Origin of the sequence: Streptomyces bugieae (assembly GCF_036352915.1) — a bacterium.
Classification (GTDB): Bacteria; Actinomycetota; Actinomycetes; order Streptomycetales; family Streptomycetaceae; genus Streptomyces; species Streptomyces endophytica.
Genome location: NZ_JAZBJP010000059.1, coordinates 1 through 19,149, shown reverse-complemented (window position 1 = coordinate 19,149; position 19,149 = coordinate 1). Strand labels below are relative to the sequence as shown.

Here is a 19,149-nt window from a genome sequence, read left to right as displayed (position 1 = left end):
GGATGACGTCTAGGCCTTGCCGGTGAGGCTGGCGAACACCACCACGTTGTCCGGGTAGTAGTGCTTGCCCTGGTCGTAGTCCCCGCCGCAGGTGATCAGGCGGAGGCCGGCGTGGTCGAGGTTCTGGTAGACCTCCACGGTGGGGAACTTGTTCTTCGGGTACTGGGCGACGCGGTCGACGGTGAACTTCGCGGTGCTGCCGTCCTTCCGGGCGACCTCGATGCTGTCCCCGCGCTTCATGGACGACAGTTTCCGGAACACCGACGGGGTGCCGTTCCAGGTGACATGGCCGGCGATGACGGCCGGCCCTCGGGCCCCGGGCGTCGGGCCGGGCCGGTACCAGCCCGCCTTGGCCGGATCGCGCGGGGTCTCCATCGTCCCGTCCGGGTGCTGTCCCAGCGTCTCCAGCGTGGACGACACCTTCAGCGCCGGGATGGAGAGCCGTACCGGCGCCGACGTCGGCATGCTCGCGGCGGCGGCGCCCGGTCCGTCCGTCCCGGGGGACGCCTCGTCATGGGCGGCGTGACCGCTCTGGCCCGGCGGCTCGGCGGGGAGCGGCCGCGGCGGCACGGAATCCTGTCCTCCGCACCCGGCGACGAGCACGGCGGCCACCGCCGCGGCGAGCACACCGCCGACGGCCCGGCGGCTTCGGCGTCCGGTGGTCACGGCGGCCCTGGTGGGGGTGTTCATGCGGCGGCCCCGCCGTTCTCGCCGCGTACCGGGGAGAGCTGCGCCCGGCGGCGGCGCAAGAGGACCAGCGTGCCGGCCGCCGCCGCGGCGGCGGTCCCGCCGGCGCCCAGCAGCGCGAGCGGCACGCTCTTGCCGGCGGGCGGGTCCACGGGCCCGGTCCCGGTCTCCACCCCGCCGACCGGGATGGAGCCGACCGCGGCGCCCTGCACCTCACCGCAGTTGGTCGGGGCGGTGGCCTCCTGGGGGAGCTTCGGGTCGAGTTCGCTCTTGCCCGCGCCGTCGAAGTCGTACTTGTTGTTGCCGTTGCGGTCGATGCCGTGCTGCACGATGTGCAGGTCCTTGATGTGGTCGACCACGTCCTGGGAGACGGTGAGGGTGCGCTCGTAGGAGAGCTTGCCCTGGGCGTCCGCCATCGGCATCCGGTCCACGGCGAGGCCGCTCTTGGCGTCGGTGGAGCCCCGGGTGGTCAGCGAGATGTTGATGTTTCCGTACTGGACCGTGGCTTCGGTGTTGTCGATGACCCCGTCGCCGTTGGTGTCGGCGCTCGGGTCCGGGCAGTGGAAGTCGTGCCCGTCGGTGGAGCCGTGGAGGTGCTGGGCGTGCGGCTGCCCCGGTACGAGCCCCTCGGACTCGATCTTCACCGTCAGCTGGTTGCCCTTGAGGCTGAGCATCGCGACGCCCTTGGAACCGGAGTTGTTCAGCTGTGCCAGGTTGATCTGGTAGGCCCCGTCGGCGGCTGCGGCCGGGGAGGCGGCGCCGACCGCGAGGGCCAGTGCGGCCGGCAGGGCGGCGAGTGCGGCGAGGCGGCTGGTGCGCGTGGGGATCACGTTCGTTCCTTTCCGACGGCCCTCCACGGCGGGAGGACCGCATCATCCAGGTGCGAAGCGACACCTCGGCGAGGCATCACCCTCTTATTCGCAGCGCCGGCGCCTCAGGGCGGCTGGGGCGGGAAATTTGTCGCTACGGCACAATTCCGCGCATGGCAGAGAAGATCGTGTTCCGGCCGGCCGACGACGGCGATCCGCAGGTCCTCGTCGGCCTGTACGACGCGGCCGCGCGGTGGATGCAACGGCACGGCATCGAGCAGTGGAAGCCCGGTGGGAAGAGCGAGGAGCACTTCCGGCTGCGGATGAAGGAGGGCGAGGTCTGGCTCGCGGAGGTCGGCGGGCGGATAGCGGGCGGCTTCGAGCTGTGGTGGACCGACGAGCCCGCCTGGGGGCCGCAGCCGCCGGAGGCGGGGTATGTGCACCGGCTGATGGTGGACCGGGAGCGGGCGCCGGCGGGGACCGGCCGGGCGATGCTGGCGCATGCGGAGCGGCGGATCGCGGAGGCCGGGCGTACCTGGGCGCGGCTGGACTGCCTCTCGTCCAATCCGCGGCTGCGGACGTACTACGAGGGTGCCGGGTACACGGTCGTCGGTGAGCAGCCGTTCAAGGAGGGCGGCGGCGGAAGTCCGTACGCCGTCACCCTCCTTGAGAAGCGGCTGGGTGGTTAGCCGGCCGGGGACCAGCGGTTCCGGCTCAGCGGCGGTGGAAGACCGCGACCGTGTAGGGCGGGACCGTGAAGGTGCCGGTGGCCTCGGCGTACGACGCGGTGGCGGTGGTGCGGTCCGCGCCGTGGGCCTGGACGGGGTGCAGGGCGTAGGGGTGGCCGGCCAGGGCGGTGACGGTCTGGTGCTGCGGGTGCGGGGTGGCGTTGAAGACGATCGCCAGGTCGGCGAGGCGCATGGTGAGCACGCCCGGCGTCTCGTCCTTCCCGGAGAGGGGGAAGGAGAGCTGCGACTGGACCGCGGCGGCGGTGCGCAGGCCGAAGGCGGGTTCCGTGGCGTGGATGCGCAGGAGGTCGCGGTAGGCGGCCGAGGCACCCCGGATGGTCGCGCAGCCGGGGCGGAGGGCCGGGTCGGCCAGCAGGGGCTTGGCGTAGGGCCACTTGTCCTTGTTGTCGGCGGCCGGCGGCAGTCCGCGGCCGAAGCCGTTGCCGTCGGCGCAGTCCCAGTGGAGGGCGTTGAACCAGTCGCCGCTGTTGAAGGAGTTGCGGTCCAGGGACTTGGAGCGGAGGAGGTCCGAGCCGGCCTGGGAGAGCGCGGGGCCCTGGGAAAGCGCCGCGGTGGCGAGTGCAAGAACTTGCAGGCGGGCGCGGTCGGTTGGGCTGGTTCCTTGCGGAAGCTTGTAGGCGAGGGCGTCGTAAAGGGTTTCGTTGTCGTGGGCGTCGGCGTACGCGAGGGCGTCACCGGGGGCGGCGGCGTACCCGGCCGGGGCGCCGTTGTAGTCGACCTGCGAGCCCTTGACGCGGCGGCCGGCGGTGTCGGTGAAGGTGTAGTCGGCGAGGTTGCCGGTGAGGCCGACCTTGAGGAGGTCCTGGTAGTGGAGGAGCCGGGCCCGCTGGGCGGCCGGATCGCCGTTCGCCGGTGAGGTGTTGGGGTCCGTGAAGAGGCCCGAGCCGAAGCCCTGGACGCGGGGGTCGGCGTCGAAGGGGCCGCCGCCGCGCACCGCGTCGCGGGCCCGGTCGTTGAAGGTGGCGATGCCGGTCCCGGCCATGTTCCGCTGGGTGGCCTGGACGAAGCGGGCGTCGTTCGCGGCCTCGCCGAAGTTCCACCCCTCGCCGTAGAGGATGATCTTCTTGCCGTCCACGCCGTCCCGGGCCGGGGTGAGCGCGTCGAGGGCCTTGCGGACGGCGAGGATGTTGGCCTTGGGGTGGTGCCCCATGAGGTCGAAGCGGAAGCCGTCGACCTTGTACTCCTTGGCCCAGGTGACGACCGAGTCGACGACGAGCTTGCCCATCATGGTGTGTTCGGGCGCGGTGCCCGAACAGCAGGTGGAGGTGGCGACCGTGCCGTCGTCGAGCAGCCGCTGGTAGTAGCCGGGGACGATGCGGTCGAGGACCGAGTGCGGGTCCTGGCCGGAGGCGGCGGTGTGGTTGTAGACGACGTCCATGACGGTGCGCAGGCCGATGCCGTTGAGGCCCTGCACCATGCGGCGGAATTCGACGGTGCGGGCGGTGCCTTCGGGGTCGGAGGCGTACGAGCCCTCGGGCACGGTGTAGTGCAGCGGGTCGTAGCCCCAGTTGTACGCGTCGCGGGCGGCGGCCCTGGTCACGCACTCCTGCTGGCTCTCGGAGTCGGGCGCGTAGGAGGCGAGGTCGCAGCGGGGGCGGTCCTGGTCGGCACGCTTCTCGGGGACGGTGGCGCCGTCAAAGGCCGGCAGCAAGTGGACGTAAGAGGTTCCGGCCGCTGCAAGGGATTTCAGGTGCCGCATGCCGTCGGACCGGCGGTCGGTGAAAGCGAGGTACTGGCCGGGGTGGCGGGAGGTGCGGTCCTCGACGGAGAAGTCGCGGAGGTGCAGTTCCTGGATGCGGGCCCGGCGCAGCGGCACCGCGGCGGGCTTGTGCAGGCCGGCCCAGCCCGTGGGGGCGAGCCGCGGGTCGTCGAGGTCGACGACCAGGCTGCGGGCGGAGTCGGCGGTCAGGGCGGTGGAGTACGGGTCGGTGACCTTGTTGGTGACGGTCCTGCCGACCGTGGGCGCCCAGACGGTGACGAGGTAGCGGTAGGGCTTCCCGGCCCAGTCGCGCGGCCCTTGGACGCGCCAGACCCCGCTGCGGTCGTCGCGCCGCATCGGGACCGTGCGGCCGTCGAGTTCCAGGGCGACGGTGCGGGCGGTGGGCGCCCATACGGAGAGGGTGGGGCGGCCGTGGTGGAAGACCGGTCCGAGTGCGGCGTGCCGGGCCCGCGCGCCGTAGAGGTCGTCGAGAACTCCGGGTATCTGCACGCCGGTTGTGGTGCGCCGGCCGTCCGCGGTGCGCTGGGCGGCGACCAGGCGTCCGCGCAGCGCCGTACGGGCGAGGCCGCGGTCGCGGGGGTCGACGGTGAAGGCCGGATAGCCGGTGAGGTGCGGGAAGGCGGCCCGTTCGGCGGGGGTGAGGCGGCCGGGGGTGAGCCGGAGGCGCTTTCCGGCCGTCCCCGCCCGTCCGGTGTCGAACTCCAGCTGGGCGTCGGAGGGTTCGGCGCCCTTCCAGACCACGGTGTCGCGGTCGATCCACTGCGCCAGGGCCGGTTGTGGTGCGGACGGGGCGGCGTGCGCCGGCTGCGCGGTCGGCGCGGTGAGGAGGCCGGTGGCGCCGAGGGCGAGGGCGAGGACGGCGGCCAGGCGCCGGCCGGGCCGGCGTGCGGTGGAGGACATGGCTCATGGTTCTATCCGCGACGATCCAGCGTTGCAAGACCTTACGCAAGACATTGCAAGGGTGTTACGTTGCTGGAACAGCCGGTCCGGCCGGCCGGAGGTCCGCCACAACGGGCCCTACGCGCCCGGCCGGCCGGACCGGCCCCATCGGCTCCCCGTCCGCACCCCGCGCGGCCCCATGAAGTGGCGCATAGTCACCCATGTCCCCGAACGGCCCGAGTTGCCCGAGCCCGAGCGGGGAACCCACCCCCCGTGATCGACACACCTGACAACGACCCCACCGCCGCACCGGACCACGACGACGCGACCCGCCGCTACTACGAGACCGGCGATGTCGACGCCTTCTACGACGCCGTCTGGGGCGGTGAGGACATCCACGTCGGCATCTACGCCGAGGGCGACGAGCCGATCGCGGAGGCCTCGCACCGTACCGTCGAGCACGCCGCGGACAAGGTCGCCGACCTGCTCGGCCCGCACGCCACCGTGCTCGACCTCGGCTCCGGATACGGCGGATCGGCTCGCGCGCTCGCCGCACGCTTCGGCTGCCGGGTCGTGGCCCTCGACCTCAGCGAGTCACACAACCGGCGCCACCGCGCGACCAACGCCCAGCGCGGCCTGGACGGCCTGATCGAGGTCGTCACCGACTCCCTCAACGACCTGCCCCACGAGGACGGGCGATTCGACGTCGTCTGGTCCCTGGAGGTGCTCTGCCATGTCGAGGACCGGGCGGACGCCCTGAGCGAGGCCGTACGCGTGCTGAGACCGGGCGGCGCCCTGGTCTTCTCGGACATCATGGCGCCCGAGGAGCCGCCAGCCGAGGCGGTACGGCCCGCGTTCGCGCGGCTCGGCGTGCAGACCCCGGCGACACCGGACTTCTACCTGCGGCAGCTGTCCGAACTCGGCCTCAAGGGCGCCGACTTCGAGGACCGCACCGCGGACCTCGCCACCCACTACGCCCGCCTCGACGAGGACGTCCACCGGCGCGCGGCCGAACTGCGGGACCGCATCAGCCCGGCCTACGTCGACGACCTGCTGGCCAACCTCCCCCTGTGGACCGACGTCACCCGCCGGGGCCTGCTGCGCTGGGGCCTCTTCCACGCCCGGCGCCCCGCCGTCTGAGGCCGCCCGAGCTGCCCCGCTCGCCCCCTGCGGGCCTCCTCACCTGCCCGGCAGGTCCAGATCCGCCCGGACGATCTTGCCGACCGCGGGCCGGTCGAGGACGGTCCAGCAGGTGGCGAGCGCGGTGACGAGGACCAGTCCCCAGCCGGTCTCGGAATCGTGCGCCGGCGGCACGAGGGCGCCGGGGGCCGGCGGGCGGCACTCCGTACGGGTGTCGGCGACCTCGATGCGGAGGGTGCCCGGCCGGGCCGATCCGGGCAGTTTCAGCAGGCGCAGTTCGAAGTCCCGGCCGGGCACGCGGCCGTGGGTCACCGCGTTGGCAGCGAGTTCCCCGACGATCAGCGCGACGGAGCCGGAGACCTCGCCCCCGTAGGGGAAGCCCCAGACGTCGAGCTGCTGGACGGCGAGGTACCGGGCGAGGCGGGCCCCACGGCGGGTGGCACTGAAGCGCTGGGTGAACATACGTACGGTGACGGTGGGTTGGGCTGACATGGCGCCAACGCTGCTGGTCAGCGGGTTCGTACACCAGGGACTGAGCTCGTACTTCGGAAAGTGTACGAGTGGAGTACGTGGACGGGTCGGGTAACAGCTCGTCACTATGGGTGACTTGCGGGGTCAGTACCAGTGAGCGGGAGTACCCGGAATGGAAGACAGCAGCACCGACAGCTACGACAGCGCCAAGCCCGAGCCGTCCGGCAGTCTGCGGACCTTCGGCGCCGTTTATCAAGGGTTCCGTGAGAACGCGGGATTCACGCAGGAGGCCCTGGCGCCGGCGATCCGGTACTCGGCGCACTACATCGGCTCCGTCGAACAGGGCCGGCGCCTCCCGTCGAAGAAGTTCATCGACCGCTCGGAAGAGACGCTGAACGCGAACGGCGTGCTACGGAAGGCGGCCAAACGGCTCTCGAAGCAGCCGGGGTTGGCCCGCTGGTTCCGCGAGTGGGCGGAGCTGGAGAAGCAGGCGATCAGTCTCTACACGTACGAATGCCGGCTGGTGCCGGGGCTGTTACAGACGGAGGGGTATGCGCGGACGTTGTTCACGGAGCAGGTTCCGTACCTGGACGAAGAGCAGATCGAGGCTCGCTGGGCGGCACGGTCCGAGCGGCAGCGGCTGCTGCGGGAGCGTCCCAACACCGCGTTCAGCTTCATCCTCGAAGAGCATCTGTTCCTGCGCCGCACGGGTGGGGTGGAGATCACCAGGCAACTCATCGACAACGTCCTCGAACTCTCCGAGATCCGGAACGTAGACATCCAGCTCATGCCACTTGTGCGGGAGAAGCACGCTGGCCTGCACGGACCGATGCGGCTGCTGGAGACCCCGGACAACGAGCGATTCGGCTACTGCGAGGGCCAGCGCGCCGGACTGTTCATCTCCGACCCGAATGAGGTCAGCATCCTCCAAATGCGTTATGCAAAACTGCTTTCGCAGGCTCTGACCCCCAAAGACTCGCGGGGCCTGCTGGAGCAGATGCGAGGAGCGCTATGAGCAGCACCCCCGAACTGGCCTGGTTCAAAAGCAGCTACAGCAGTGGCGACGGCGACGACTGCGTAGAGATCGCCCTCTCCTGGCACAAGTCCAGCTACAGCGGCGACAGCTCCGGCGACTGCATAGAAATCGCCGCCTGCCCCACCACCGTCCACATCCGCGACTCCAAGGACAAGGACGGCCCCCAGCTCAGCGTTCCGGCCCTCGCCTGGGCGGCGTTCGTGTCGTACGCCGCCCAGGAGGCCTGACGGCCTGACCGCCGGACGTCACCCCGGCGCCGGCCCCGTCGACCCCCGTACGACCAGTTCCGGCTGGAAGACGAACTCGGTGCGGCGGACCGGGTCCCGCTCGCCGCGGTCCCGGTCGTGGATCTCCTCGATGAGGGCCCCCACCGCGGCCGTCGCCATCGCGTGCACCGGCTGCCGGACCGTGGTCAGCGGCGGGTCGGTGAAGGCGATCAGCTGGGAGTCGTCGAAGCCGACGACGGAGAGGTCGCCGGGCACGCCCAGACCCCGCCGGCGCGCCGCGCGGACGGCCCCCAGCGCCATCAGGTCGCTGCCGCAGACGATGCCGGTGCAGCCCTGGTCGAGCAGGGATGCGGCCGCCGCGTCACCGCCCTCGACGCTGAACAGCGTGTGCTGGACGAGCCGTTCGGCCTGCCCCCTCGACAGGCCGAACGACTCGCCCAGCGCCGCCACGAAACCCTCGGCCTTGCGGCGGGACGGGACGTAACGGACCGGACCGACCGCCAGGCCGATCCGTTCGTGCCCCAGCTCGGCGAGATGGCGCACCGCCATCCGGGCCGCCGCACCGTCGTCGGGCGAGACGAACGGCGCGTCGATCCCCGGGTGGTAGCCGTTGATCAGGACGTACGGCACACCGCGGGCGGTCAGGCGGGCGTAACGCGACGGATCCGCGCGGGTGTCGGCGTGCAGACCGGAGAGGAAGACGATGCCGGTGACACCGCGCTCCTCCAACTGCTCGACGAGTTCGTCCTCGGTGGCCCCGCCCGGCATCTGGGTGCACAGGACCGGGGTGTAGCCGTGGCCGGCCAGCGCCTGCTCGATGATCTGCGCGAAGGCCGGGAAGATCGGGTTGGTCAGCTCGGGGATGACCAGCCCGACCAGGCCCGCGCTGCGGCGCCGTAAGCGGACCGGCCGCTCGTGGCCGAGGACGTCCAGCGCGGCGAGCACCCGCTGCCGGGTGCCCGCCGCCACGCCCGCCCGGCCGTTCAGGACCCGGCTCACGGTCGCCTCGCTGACCTGCGCCTGCGCCGCGACGTCGGAGAGCCGGGGCGGGTGGTGCGGTGGACCGGACAGGGTCACTCCGCCCACCAGACGGTGGTGTCGGCGGGCAGTTCGACGTCCGGTCCGGCGGCGTCCAGCGGACCCGACGCGAGCAGGACCCGGCCGGGGGCGGGGATCGAGACCGCCTCCGGGGTGGTGTTGGCCGTGCAGACCAGGCCGCCGGGGCGGCGGAAGGCCAGGACGCCGGCGGGGGCGTCGAGCCACTCGACGGCCTCCCCGGCGCCGAGACCGGGGTGGCTGCGCCGCAGGGAGAGCGCGGTGCGGTAGAGCTCCAGGGTGGAGGACGGGTCGCCGGTCTGCGCCTCGACGGTGAGCGGGGCCCAGTCGGCGGGCTGGGGCAGCCAGCTGCCACCGGTCCCGAAGCCGTACGGGGGTGCGTCGCCGCTCCACGGCAGCGGCACCCGGCAGCCGTCGCGCAGGCCGTCCTGGCCGCTGTTGCGGAAGAAGGACGGGTCCTGGCGGACCTCGTCGGGCAGGTCGGTGACCTCGGGCAGCCCCAGTTCCTCGCCCTGGTAGACGTACGCGGAGCCGGGCAGGGCCAGCATCAGCAGGACGGCGGCCCGGGCCCGCGCGAGGCCGCCGCCGAGCCGGGTGCGGTGCCGCACCACGTCGTGGTTGGACAGCACCCAGGTCGTGGGCGCGCCGACCGGCCGCATCGCGTCCAGGGAGGAGTCGATCGCCTCCCGCAACGCGTCCGCGTCCCAACCGGTGTTCAGGTAGTGGAAGTTGAACGCCTGGTGGAGCTCGTCGGGGCGGAGGTAGAGCGCGGTGCGTTCGGCGGTGGGCGTCCACGCCTCGGCGACCGCGATCCGCTCGCCCGGGTACTCGTCGAGGACGGTGCGCCACGAGCGGTAGACGGCGTGCACCCCGTCCTGGTCGAAGAAGGGCAGGGCCTGGTTGCCGAGGAGGGTGAGCTGCTCGGCGTGGCCCATGTCGGGCAGGCCCGGGGCCTTGACCAGTCCGTGGGCGACATCGACCCGGAAGCCGTCCACGCCCAGATCCAGCCAGAAGCGCAGGATGGAGCGGAACTCGTCCTGGACGGCGGGGTGGTCCCAGTTGAAGTCGGGCTGTTCGGGCGCGAAGAGGTGGAGGTACCACTCGCCGTCGGGGACCCGGGTCCAGGCCGGCCCGCCGAAGAGCGACTCCCAGTCGTTGGGCGGGAGTTCACCGTTCTCGCCGCGGCCCTTGCGGAAGTGGAAGCGTTCCCGGGCCGTGGAACCGGGGCCCTCGGCCAGCGCGCGGCGGAACCACACGTGCTGGTCGGAGCAGTGGTTGGGAACGATGTCGACGATGATGCGCAAGCCCAGCTCGTGGGCGTCGCGAATGACCGCCTCGGCGTCGGCCAGGGTGCCGAACATCGGGTCGATGGCCCGGTAGTCGGCGACGTCGTACCCGGCGTCGGCCTGCGGCGAGGCGTAGAACGGGCTGAGCCAGACGGCGTCCACGCCCAGGTCCCGCAGGTACGGCAGCCGACCGCGGACACCCGCCAGATCGCCCATACCGTCACCGTTGCCGTCGGCGAAACTGCGCGGGTAGACCTGGTAGATCACCGCGTCCCGCCACCAGTCGGTGGCACGGGTGGGGTGGTGCTGGGTCATCCATAACTCCTTGCGTGGAAAAACTGGCCTTCAAGCCTGGGAAAGGGGCCGCCCGCATTCCGGCGTCGCATAGTGGCGGGCCCGAGTGGGCCTGGGTTCTGGCCAGTGCTTGGCCGCTCACATGTGGCGTCATTAGCGTGTGAGCCATGGCGACTTCCCCTGTGAAGCGGGCGTTCAAGTACCGCTTCTATCCGAGTGAGGTGCAGGCGGCTGAGCTGTCGCGCACATTCGGCTGTGTGCGGAAGGTCTACAACCTGGCGTTGGCTGCACGAACGAAAGCGTGGTCGCGGCAGGAGCGTGTGAACTATGCGCAGACCTCGTCGATGCTGACGGAGTGGAAGAAGTCCGAGGAGCTCGCCTACCTGTCCGAGGTCTCTTCCGTTCCCTTGCAGCAGTCGCTCCGTCACCTGCAGGCCGCGTTCGTGTCGTTCTGGGGCAAGCGGACTCGGTACCCCCGCTTCAAGTCGCGTAAGAGGTCCCGCGCCAGTGCGGAGTACACCCGGTCCGCGTTTCGCTACCGGAACGGGGAGCTGACCTTGGCGAAGATGACGGACCCACTGGACATCGTGTGGTCCCGCGCCCTGCCCGAAGGGGCGGAGCCGACGACGGTGACCGTCTCCCGGGACGCTGCCGGGCGCTGGTTCGTGTCCCTTCTGTGCGAGGACACACCGGCCACGATGCCCGCCGCCGCGGACGCGGTCGGCATCGACGTCGGGATCACGAGCCTGGTGGCCCTGTCCACCGGGGAGAAGGTCGCCAACCCCCGCCACGAACGCGGTGACCGCCCCCGCCTGGCCCGGGCGCAGCGGGCGCTTTCCCGCAAGGCCGAGGGAAGCAGAAACCGGCAGAAAGCCCGACGCAAGGTGGCCAGGGTGCATGCCCACATCGGCGACCGGCGCCGGGACTTCCTTCAGAAGCTGACCAGTCGACTCGTGCGCGAAAACCAAACGCTCGTGATCGAGGACCTGGCTGTCCGCAACATGGTCAAGAACCGCAAGCTCGCCCGCGCCGTCTCCGATGCGTCGTGGGCCGAGCTGCGCAGCATGCTGGAATACAAGTGCGCCTGGTACGGGCGCGAGCTGATCGTCATCGACCGATGGTTTCCCAGCTCCCAACTGTGTTCGGCGTGCGGCACCATCGCGGCGAGGCTGCCGCTCAACGTCCGTACCTGGACGTGCGCTTGCGGAGCGACCCACGACCGGGACGTGAACGCGGCGAAGAACATTCTGGCCGCCGGGCTGGCGGTGACAGTCTGTGGAGACGGTGTGAGACCTCAACGGAACACTCCTGAGAGGCAGCGGTCAGCGAAGCAGAAAATCCGACCCGCGAGGGAAGGAATCCCCGTTCCTCGGAGCGGGGAAGAGGTCAACCCTTGGTGGTGCCGGCCGTGAGGCCGGCGACGAGGTGGCGTTGGGCGAAGGCGAAGACGAGGGCGGCCGGCACGGCGATGATCACGGCCGCGGCGGTCATCGAACCCCAGTCGTTGGTGTACTGGTTGACGAAGGTCTGCAGCCCGCCGGCGAGGGTGAGGTTCTCCTCGCCGGTCATGAAGGCGGAGGCGTAGGCGACCTCGGCCCAGGCGGTGACGAAGGTGTAGAAGCCGGTGACGGCGAGGCCGGGGCGGGCCAGCGGCAGGACGAGCCGCCAGAAGGTGCCGAACGGGTTGAGGCCGTCGACCCGGCCGGATTCGTCGATCTCCACCGGGATGGTGTCGAAGTAGCCCTTCATCATCCAGGCGCAGAACGGGACGGCGATGGTCAGGTAGGTGATGACCAGGCCCGCGGGCTGGTTCAGCAGGCCCAGGGTCGCCATGAGGTTGTAGAGCGGCACGATGAGCACCGCGACCGGGAACATCTGGGTGATCAGCAGCAGCCACATCAGCGGGCGCATGCCGGGGAAGCGGAAGCGGCTGACGGCGTAGCCGGTGGTGGCGGCGATGAAGACGCCGAGGACGGTGGTCAGCCCGACGATCACCACGGAGTTCTTGAACCAGGTCAGGAACTCGGTGTCGGCCAGCACATGGGTGTAGTTGGCGAGGGTGAAGTGGGTGACGAGGCTGGTGGAGAAGGCGTCGTTCTTGGGTTTGAAGGACGTCACCAGCAGCCAGAGGGGCGGGAAGACCGCCACCACGGCGGCGATGAGCAGGCCCGTGTGCAGGCCGATCGAGGCCGGGCGGGATCGCTGGTTGCGCTTCCGGGCCCCGACGGAGGCCGGCCGAGTGCGCTCGTCTCGCTTGCGGGTCATTGCGGTGGTCACCACACCTCTCCCTGCTTGCGCAGCGCCCGGCGGTAGACGACCGCGACGACGGAGAGCATGAGCAGGATCAGGACGCCCCAGGCCGCGGACTCGGAGAAGTTGCGCGGGCTGTCGACGAAGGAGAGCCGGTAGGCGTAGGTCACCAGGATCTCGGTGGCGTCGCCGGGGCCGCCCCGGGTCAGCAGGAAGATCACCGGGAACATGTTGAAGGTCCAGATGGTGGAGAGCAGGATCACGGTGCTGCTGACGGCGCGCAGTCCGGGAACGGTGATGTTGCGGAACCGCTGCCAGGCGTTCGCGCCGTCCATCTCCGCGGCCTCGTAGAGCTCGGCGGGGATGGAGGTCAGGCCGCCGAGCAGCGCGACGAGCATGAAGGGCACGCCGAGCCAGACGTTGACGGCGACGACCGAGAGCTTGGCCCAGGTGGGGTCGTTGAGCCAGGGCACGGCGTCGATACCGCCGCCGGCCAGCAGCTTGTTGAGGATGCCGCTCTTCTCGTTGTAGAGCATCCGCCAGGTGAAGACGGAGATGAACGCGGGGATGGCCCAGGGCAGGATCAGCGCGAGGCGGTAGAAGGTGCGGCCGCGCAGTTTCCGGTTGAGCATGGTGGCCAGCGTGAGGCCGAGGAGGAAGGTGAGGCCGACGCAGGCGACGGTCCACACGACGGTCCAGCCGAGGCGGTCCCAGAAGACGCCGTCGGAGAGCACCGCCTTGTAGTTGTCCAGGCCGGTGAACTTGTAGGTGGCGGGGATGTGGTTGACGCCGATGTTCCGCTCGACGTTGGCCTCGTTGGCGTCGGTGAGCGAGAGGAAGACGCCGCGGGCCAGCGGATAGCCGATGATCACCCCGATGACGAGCACGACCGGGGCGACCATCGTCCATGCGTACCAGTGGGTGCCGAAGGCCCGGCGCACCCGTACAGCAACGGTCACTTGTAGTCCTTGAGCAGCTTCCGGTAGGCGTCGCCGGTCGCCTTGGCGGCCTGCTCGGGCGTGGCGGAGCCGGTGAGGACCTTGTTCATCTGGACCTTGATCGGCTCGAAGAGGGAGTTGCCCTCGGCGATCCAGGGGCGCTGGACGGCGCCGTCGACGGCGGGCTTGAAGAACTTCACCATCTCGTTCTTCTTGACGGCCGGGACGTCGTATACGGACCTGCGGGTGGGCAGCAGGCTGAGCTGCTCGGTGGTCTGCTGCTGGACCGCGGCGGAGCTCATGTACTTGACGAAGGCGTAGGCGGCGCGGAGGTTCTTGCTGCCGGCGTAGACGGAGAGGTTCCAGCCGCCCTGCGGGGAGCCCTGGGCGGCGCTGCCGGCCGGGACGGGGGCGACGCCGAGGTTCTCCTTGTCCTTGAAGGCCTTGCCGGCGCGGACGGCCTCGATGTCCCAGGGGCCGTCGATCGCCATCGCGACGGTGCCGTCCTTGAGGGCCTTGAGCTGGTTCTCCTGGCCGTCGGTGGCGTCGGTGACGGCGGCCTTGGAGTCGACCAGGTCCTTGAGGGTCTTGAACGCCTTGACGCCGGCGCCGTCGTCGATCTGGACGATCTTGTCGCGGGCGTCGACCATGTTGCCGCCCTCGCCGTAGAGGTAGGGCAGGAACCAGTAGGGGTCGTCACCGCGCAGGTAGAGGGCGGTGGCGCCGGTCTTGGCCTTGATCTTCTTGGCGGCGGTGGCCAGGTCGGCGAAGGACTTGGGGACCTCGACGCCGGCGTCCTTGAGGAGCTTCTTGTTGTAGAAGAGGCCCAGGGTGTCGATGACCTGGGGTGCGGCGTAGGTCTTGCCCTTGAACTTGGTGGAGCCGACGGCCTGCGGGAGGTAGTCGTCGGTCTTGTCGAGGGCGGGGGTGCCGTCGAGCGGGGCGAGGTAGCCGAGGTTGGCGAAGTCGGCGGTCCAGGCGACCTCGGTGCGCATCACGTCGGGGGCGCCGGAGTTGCCGCCGGCCGCGTTCTTGAACTTGGCGTTGGCGTCGCCGAAGGGGACGTTCACATAGTTGACGTGGACCTTGGGGTGTTCCTTCTGGAAGCCCTCGGCAAGCTTGCGGTAGGTCGCCTTCTCGGTGTCGTTGGAGGTGTCCCAGTAGGTAACGGTTCCCGACAGTTCGCCGCTGCTGTCCGTGTTTCCTCCGTCGTCACCCCCGCCGCACGCCGTCGCCGCCAGTGCCAGGCCCGCTACCAGCGCGGTGGCGATCGCGCCCCGTATGCCACGCCGCATGTGAACTCCTTAGGGAAATGCCTCAGATGGCGGTCAGGAACGTAACAGCGCTGCAAACAAACCGAAAGACCTTGCGGCAAATTGCTGCAAGACTGCTGGAAGGTATTGCAACGGGATGTCCGGAAAGAGACCCTGGAGGGGCCTGCGGCACCGTCACCCGGCGACCGCCCGAGCGTTGACTCCGTGAAGGCACACCATGCCTCGCGGCCCCGCCTCTCATGACTCTTCACCTCGACAGGGACGGCAGATGACCCAGGAGCTCACTTCCCCCAGCCCCGCCCCCCAGGTGCCCGGACCGGGCCGAGGTCCGGGGTGGTGGCGCGACGCCGTCATCTACCAGATCTACGTGCGCTCCTTCGCCGACAGCGACGGCGACGGCATCGGCGATCTGCGCGGGGCCCGGGCGCGGCTGCCGTACCTCAAGGACCTCGGCGTGGACGCCGTCTGGCTCACGCCGTTCTACGCCTCGCCGCAGGCCGACGGGGGCTACGACGTCGCCGACTACCGCGCCGTCGACCCGCTCTTCGGCACCCTCCAGGACGCCGACGACCTGATCCGCACCGCCCACGACCTCGGCCTGCGGGTGATCGTCGACGTCGTCCCCAACCACACCTCCGACCGGCACCCCTGGTTCCGCGACCCCGGGCTCGCCCGGCAGCGGTACGTCTTCCGCGCCGGCCGCGGCGAGCACGGCGAACTCCCGCCCAACGACTGGGAGTCGGTCTTCGGCGGCCCGGCCTGGACCCGCACCGACCGCGGCGACTGGTACCTGCACCTCTTCGCCCCGGAACAGCCCGATCTGGACTGGGACAACCCGGACGTGCACGCCGAATTCGAGGCCATCCTGCGCTTCTGGCTCGACCTCGGCGTGGACGGCTTCCGGGTCGACGTCGCGCACGGCATGGTCAAGGCACCCGGCCTGCCCGACATCGGCCACGGCCAGCAGGCCAAGCTGATCGGCAACCAGGTCCTGCCGTTCTTCGACCAGGACGGCGTGCACACCATCCACCGCACCTGGCGCCGGCTGCTGGACGGATACGGCGCGGACCACGGCAAGCAGGTGATCGGCGTCGCCGAGGCCTGGGCCCCCACCCCCGAGCGGCTGGCACTCTACGTCCGCCCCGACGAACTGCACCAGGCGTTCAACTTCCAGTTCCTGAACACCCCTTGGCGGGCCGACGCGCTGCGCCGGGTCATCGACGCCTCGCTCGCCGCCACCACGTCGGTCGGTGCCCCCACGACCTGGGTGCTCTCCAACCACGACGTGGTCCGGCACACCACCCGGCTCGGCGGCGGCCTCCCGCGGGCCCGCGCCGCCACCCTGCTGATGCTGGCCCTGCCCGGCTCCGCGTACCTCTACCAGGGCGAGGAACTGGGCCTGCCCGAGGTCACCGACCTGCCCGACGAGGCACGGCAGGACCCGGCGTTCTTCCGCGGCCGCGCCTCCGGGACCAGCGGCCAGGACGGCTTCCGGGACGGCTGCCGGGTCCCGCTCCCCTGGTCCGGCGAGGCCCCGCCGTACGGCTTCGGGCCGGGCGGCAGCTGGCTGCCGCAGCCCGCCGACTGGCACGCCCTGACCGTCGCCGCCCAGACCGGCGACCCGTCCTCCACCCTGGAGCTCTACCGCACCGCGCTCGCCCTGCGGCGGGAGCTGCCGGGCCTGGGCGACGGGCGGATGAGCTGGCAGCCCGCCCCCGACGGGGTGCTCGCGATCGCCCGCCCCGGCATGGTGTGCACCGTGAACACCCTCGGTCACGAGGTCGACGTCCCGCTGCCGGGCGATCCGCTGCTGTCCAGCGCCCCGGTGGCCGTCAACGGCACGACGGCCGCACTGCCCGGTGACAGCTGCACCTGGTGGGCAATCTGACAGCCGGACGGTAAGGTCCCACCCATGACCGCCCGGCTGGCAGACATCGCAGCGCAGGCGGGTGTCAGCGAGGCCACCGTCAGCCGGGTTCTCAACGGGAAGCCCGGCGTCTCCGCCACCACCCGCCAGTCCGTGCTGGCCGCCCTCGACGTGCTGGGCTACGAACGCCCGGTGCGGCTGCGGCAGCGCAGCGCGGGCCTGGTCGGGCTGATCACCCCCGAGCTGGAGAACCCGATCTTCCCGGCGTTCGCCCAGGTCATCGGGCAGGCGCTGACCCGCCAGGGCTACACCCCGGTGCTCGCGACACAGACCCCGGGCGGCTCGACGGAGGACGAGCTGACCGAGATGCTGGTCGACCGCGGGGTGGCCGGCATCATCTTCGTCTCCGGGCTGCACGCCGACACCTCCGCCGACATGCAGCGCTACGAGCAGCTGCGCGGCCAGGGCGTGCCGTTCGTCCTGATCAACGGCTTCTCGGACCAGGTGCAGGCGCCGTTCGTCTCCCCCGACGACCGGGCCGCGGTGGACCTGGCCGTCACCCACCTCGCCGCGCTGGGCCACCGGCGGATCGGGCTGGCGCTCGGTCCCAAGCGCTTCGTGCCCGTCCAGCGGAAGATCGAGGGCTTCGTCCGGGCCATGCAGGAGCGGCTGGACATCGGCCCGGCCGAGGCGGCGCCGTACATCCAGCACTCCCTCTACACCCTGGAGGGCGGGCAGGCCGCGGCGAGCGCGCTGATCGAGCGGGGCGCGACCGCCATCGTCTGCGCCAGCGACATGATGGCGCTCGGTGCGATCCGGGCGGCCCGGCAGCGCGGGCTGGACGTGCCGCGCGACATCTCGGTGGTCGGCTTCGATGACTCCCCGCTGATCGCCTTCACCGACCCGCCGCTGACCACGATCCGGCAGCCGGTGACGGCCATGGGGCAGGCGGCGGTGCGGGCACTGCTGGAGGAGGTCGGCGGCACCCCGGCGCCGCACAGCGAGTTCGTCTTCCACCCCGAGCTGGTGGTCCGCGGCTCGACCGCCTCGGTCCCGAAGACGGCCCGGATCCCCAAGCCGCTCCGCGCCACCTGACGGACCGTCTCCGGGCCCTCCCCGAGGGACCGTCTCAGGGTCCGCCCCTGAGAACGGCCGGGGCCGCGCGTCCGTCTCAAGTGCCATACGACGGGTCGAATACCCGACCGAAGGATGATCGGCGACACGCCCCTTTCTGGCAGACTGTCTGCCTATGGGTGATGCGCTGACGAGGACTCTGGACGGCCTGCCGACCACCCCGCCACCCAAGGGGGACCGAGCGGACCCGCCCGTGGAAGAGGGCCGACTGGCCCGTTTGCGTACCCCCCGCGCACCCCGGCTCTGGTTCGAGATCCTGCTGATCGCGGTCAGCTACTGGATCTACTCGATGATCCGCAACGCGGTACCGGAACAGAAGGCGAAGGCGCTGCGGAACGCGGACTGGATCTGGCAGGCCGAGCACTCCCTCGGCATCGCCGTCGAGCACACCGTCAACCATGCGGTGAACTCGGTGACCTGGCTGATCGTGTCGATGAACTACTACTACGCGACGCTGCACTTCATCGTGACGATCGGGGTGCTGATCTGGCTGTACCGCTGGCACCCGGGCCGGTACGCCGCCGCCCGGCTGGCCCTGTTCGCCACCACCGGCGTCGCACTGGTCGGCTACTACTTCTATCCGCTGGCGCCGCCCCGGCTGATGCCGGACGGCGGCTTCATCGACACCCTCATCGACCACGGCACCTGGGGCTCGATGGCGTCCGGCAACCTCGCCTCGATGTCCAACCAGTACGCGGCGATGCCGTCGATGCACATCGGCTGGTCGCTGTGGTGCGGCATCACGATCGCCATGCTGGCGAAGCCGGTGTGGGCCAAGGCGCTGGGGCTTCTCTACCCCAGCACGACGCTGCTGGTCATCGTCTCCACGGCCAACCACTTCTGGCTGGACGCCCTGGGCGGCGTCCTCTGCCTGGCCTTCGGCTTCGGCCTGGCTTGCGTGTGGTTCGGCACGTTGCCGCATCGGCTGACCCCCCACGTGGCCGTCTGACCCGCCGCGGGTCTTGCTCGCCGTTGCGCGCTTTGCGGCGCCCCGCACGTACCTGGCCGTCCCGCCGCGGGTGTTGTTCGCCGTTGCGCCTGGCGGCGGGCGTTTGTGTTTTGGGTGCGGTGCCGGCCCTCCAGACTTCGTCCTCCGGTCCAGCCCCTCCCGTGAGTGGGAGTTTCTCAGCTGGTTGGGGGCGTGCGTCATCCGTTGCCCGCACGCTCGTGGGCATTACCTGCACCCCCACCCAGCGTTTTCTTCTCCCCCAACGGGAGGGGACGGGCCGGAGGGGCCGGTTGTGTGGACGTAAAGCGTCAGCAGTCCACACAACCGGCCCCGGAGGCCCGTCACCGCACCCACAAACCACCCAGCCCGCCGCAGGCGCAACG

The 19,149-nt window shown here is 70.8% G+C and carries 17 protein-coding genes; 8 read left to right on the top strand and 9 right to left on the bottom strand.

What is annotated here, in order from left to right:
• Positions 1–9 precede the first annotated feature (9 nt).
• Together V2J85_RS39015 and V2J85_RS39010 are read right to left on the bottom strand one after the other, a co-directional pair.
• Positions 10–690 carry a class F sortase gene (locus tag V2J85_RS39015; protein ID WP_261951890.1) on the bottom strand — a complete coding sequence of 227 codons (681 nt, stop codon included), beginning with the start codon at positions 688–690 and terminating at the stop codon, positions 10–12.
• Entirely contained in the window at positions 687–1,517 is an 831-nt protein-coding gene (locus tag V2J85_RS39010) for a hypothetical protein (RefSeq protein WP_261951889.1), read from the bottom strand. Before V2J85_RS39010 ends, V2J85_RS39015 begins: the two co-directional genes overlap by 4 nt.
• Before the next feature lie 152 nt (positions 1,518–1,669).
• Here V2J85_RS39010 and V2J85_RS39005 point away from each other — a divergent pair, with 152 nt between their 5' ends.
• Positions 1,670–2,185: a GNAT family N-acetyltransferase gene (locus V2J85_RS39005; RefSeq protein WP_261951888.1), complete on the top strand. Its 516-nt coding sequence runs from the start codon at positions 1,670–1,672 to the stop codon at positions 2,183–2,185.
• Between the two features lie 25 nt (positions 2,186–2,210).
• Here the strand turns inward: V2J85_RS39005 and pulA are convergent, their stop codons facing one another.
• Entirely contained in the window at positions 2,211–4,865 is a 2,655-nt protein-coding gene (gene pulA / locus V2J85_RS39000) for a pullulanase-type alpha-1,6-glucosidase (RefSeq protein ID WP_330824227.1), read from the bottom strand.
• 252 nt (positions 4,866–5,117) lie between these two features.
• Between pulA and V2J85_RS38995 the strand changes: the two genes are divergently transcribed.
• Positions 5,118–5,984, top strand: a complete 867-nt coding sequence (locus V2J85_RS38995; RefSeq protein WP_330824226.1) for an SAM-dependent methyltransferase — start codon at positions 5,118–5,120, stop codon at positions 5,982–5,984.
• A 39-nt stretch (positions 5,985–6,023) separates the two neighbouring features.
• Here the strand turns inward: V2J85_RS38995 and V2J85_RS38990 are convergent, their stop codons facing one another.
• Positions 6,024–6,476: an ATP-binding protein gene (locus V2J85_RS38990; protein ID WP_330824225.1), complete on the bottom strand. Its 453-nt coding sequence runs from the start codon at positions 6,474–6,476 to the stop codon at positions 6,024–6,026.
• Between the two features lie 151 nt (positions 6,477–6,627).
• Here V2J85_RS38990 and V2J85_RS38985 point away from each other — a divergent pair, with 151 nt between their 5' ends.
• Both V2J85_RS38985 and V2J85_RS38980 read left to right on the top strand, forming a co-directional pair.
• Positions 6,628–7,470: a helix-turn-helix domain-containing protein gene (locus tag V2J85_RS38985; RefSeq protein WP_330824224.1), complete on the top strand. Its 843-nt coding sequence runs from the start codon at positions 6,628–6,630 to the stop codon at positions 7,468–7,470.
• Entirely contained in the window at positions 7,467–7,718 is a 252-nt protein-coding gene (locus tag V2J85_RS38980; RefSeq protein WP_261951884.1) for a DUF397 domain-containing protein, read from the top strand. Before V2J85_RS38985 ends, V2J85_RS38980 begins: the two co-directional genes overlap by 4 nt.
• Before the next feature lie 18 nt (positions 7,719–7,736).
• On the opposite strand, the gene V2J85_RS38975 is transcribed toward V2J85_RS38980, so the two are convergent.
• The gene (locus V2J85_RS38975) at positions 7,737–8,807 is read right to left on the bottom strand and encodes a LacI family DNA-binding transcriptional regulator (RefSeq protein WP_419836878.1); all 1,071 of its coding nucleotides are present in this window, start codon (positions 8,805–8,807) and stop codon (positions 7,737–7,739) included.
• Positions 8,792–10,375 (bottom strand): glycoside hydrolase family 13 protein, encoded by a 1,584-nt coding sequence (locus tag V2J85_RS38970; RefSeq protein WP_330824222.1) that lies wholly within the window; start codon positions 10,373–10,375, stop codon positions 8,792–8,794. The genes V2J85_RS38975 and V2J85_RS38970 overlap by 16 nt, the downstream gene beginning before the upstream one ends.
• Before the next feature lie 146 nt (positions 10,376–10,521).
• On the opposite strand from V2J85_RS38970, the gene V2J85_RS38965 reads away from it, so the two are divergent.
• The gene (locus V2J85_RS38965; protein ID WP_330824221.1) at positions 10,522–11,766 is read left to right on the top strand and encodes an RNA-guided endonuclease InsQ/TnpB family protein; all 1,245 of its coding nucleotides are present in this window, start codon (positions 10,522–10,524) and stop codon (positions 11,764–11,766) included.
• Here V2J85_RS38965 and V2J85_RS38960 read toward each other — a convergent pair.
• From V2J85_RS38960 to V2J85_RS38950, 3 genes are read right to left on the bottom strand one after another with little or no spacing between them, the layout of a single operon-like run.
• A complete protein-coding gene (locus tag V2J85_RS38960) occupies positions 11,741–12,619 on the bottom strand; it encodes a sugar ABC transporter permease (RefSeq protein ID WP_261957153.1) in 879 nt (292 codons plus the stop codon). The two genes, V2J85_RS38965 and V2J85_RS38960, sit on opposite strands and share 26 nt — an antisense overlap.
• Before the next feature lie 8 nt (positions 12,620–12,627).
• A complete protein-coding gene (locus V2J85_RS38955) occupies positions 12,628–13,506 on the bottom strand; it encodes a carbohydrate ABC transporter permease (protein WP_419836877.1) in 879 nt (292 codons plus the stop codon).
• Between the two features lie 53 nt (positions 13,507–13,559).
• A complete protein-coding gene (locus V2J85_RS38950) occupies positions 13,560–14,837 on the bottom strand; it encodes an extracellular solute-binding protein (protein ID WP_330824219.1) in 1,278 nt (425 codons plus the stop codon).
• Positions 14,838–15,084: 247 nt separating this feature from the next.
• Between V2J85_RS38950 and V2J85_RS38945 the strand changes: the two genes are divergently transcribed.
• From V2J85_RS38945 to V2J85_RS38935, 3 genes are all read left to right on the top strand, one after another.
• Positions 15,085–16,704 (top strand): glycoside hydrolase family 13 protein, encoded by a 1,620-nt coding sequence (locus V2J85_RS38945; RefSeq protein WP_261951878.1) that lies wholly within the window; start codon positions 15,085–15,087, stop codon positions 16,702–16,704.
• Positions 16,705–16,728: 24 nt separating this feature from the next.
• Complete coding sequence (locus V2J85_RS38940) at positions 16,729–17,778, top strand: LacI family DNA-binding transcriptional regulator (RefSeq protein ID WP_261951877.1); 1,050 nt, start codon at positions 16,729–16,731, stop codon at positions 17,776–17,778.
• Positions 17,779–17,932: 154 nt separating this feature from the next.
• Positions 17,933–18,766, top strand: a complete 834-nt coding sequence (locus V2J85_RS38935) for a phosphatase PAP2 family protein (protein ID WP_261951876.1) — start codon at positions 17,933–17,935, stop codon at positions 18,764–18,766.
• Positions 18,767–19,149: the final 383 nt, after the last annotated feature.

Bases quoted from the DNA above. Each gene is read 5' to 3' on its own strand.
- V2J85_RS38940 (WP_261951877.1), top strand. From the start codon at position 16,729: ATGACCGCCCGGCTGGCAGACATCGCAGCGCAGGCGGGTGTCAGCGAG.
- V2J85_RS38955 (WP_419836877.1), bottom strand. From the start codon at position 13,506: ATGGTCGCCCCGGTCGTGCTCGTCATCGGGGTGATCATCGGCTATCCG.
- V2J85_RS38985 (WP_330824224.1), top strand. From the start codon at position 6,628: ATGGAAGACAGCAGCACCGACAGCTACGACAGCGCCAAGCCCGAGCCG.
- V2J85_RS38960 (WP_261957153.1), bottom strand. From the start codon at position 12,619: ATGACCCGCAAGCGAGACGAGCGCACTCGGCCGGCCTCCGTCGGGGCC.
- V2J85_RS38990 (WP_330824225.1), bottom strand. From the start codon at position 6,476: ATGTCAGCCCAACCCACCGTCACCGTACGTATGTTCACCCAGCGCTTC.
- V2J85_RS38965 (WP_330824221.1), top strand. From the start codon at position 10,522: ATGGCGACTTCCCCTGTGAAGCGGGCGTTCAAGTACCGCTTCTATCCG.
- V2J85_RS38935 (WP_261951876.1), top strand. From the start codon at position 17,933: ATGGGTGATGCGCTGACGAGGACTCTGGACGGCCTGCCGACCACCCCG.
- V2J85_RS38945 (WP_261951878.1), top strand. From the start codon at position 15,085: ATGACCCAGGAGCTCACTTCCCCCAGCCCCGCCCCCCAGGTGCCCGGA.
- V2J85_RS39005 (WP_261951888.1), top strand. From the start codon at position 1,670: ATGGCAGAGAAGATCGTGTTCCGGCCGGCCGACGACGGCGATCCGCAG.
- pulA (WP_330824227.1), bottom strand. From the start codon at position 4,865: ATGTCCTCCACCGCACGCCGGCCCGGCCGGCGCCTGGCCGCCGTCCTC.
- V2J85_RS38970 (WP_330824222.1), bottom strand. From the start codon at position 10,375: ATGACCCAGCACCACCCCACCCGTGCCACCGACTGGTGGCGGGACGCG.
- V2J85_RS38950 (WP_330824219.1), bottom strand. From the start codon at position 14,837: ATGCGGCGTGGCATACGGGGCGCGATCGCCACCGCGCTGGTAGCGGGC.
- V2J85_RS38980 (WP_261951884.1), top strand. From the start codon at position 7,467: ATGAGCAGCACCCCCGAACTGGCCTGGTTCAAAAGCAGCTACAGCAGT.
- V2J85_RS39015 (WP_261951890.1), bottom strand. From the start codon at position 690: ATGAACACCCCCACCAGGGCCGCCGTGACCACCGGACGCCGAAGCCGC.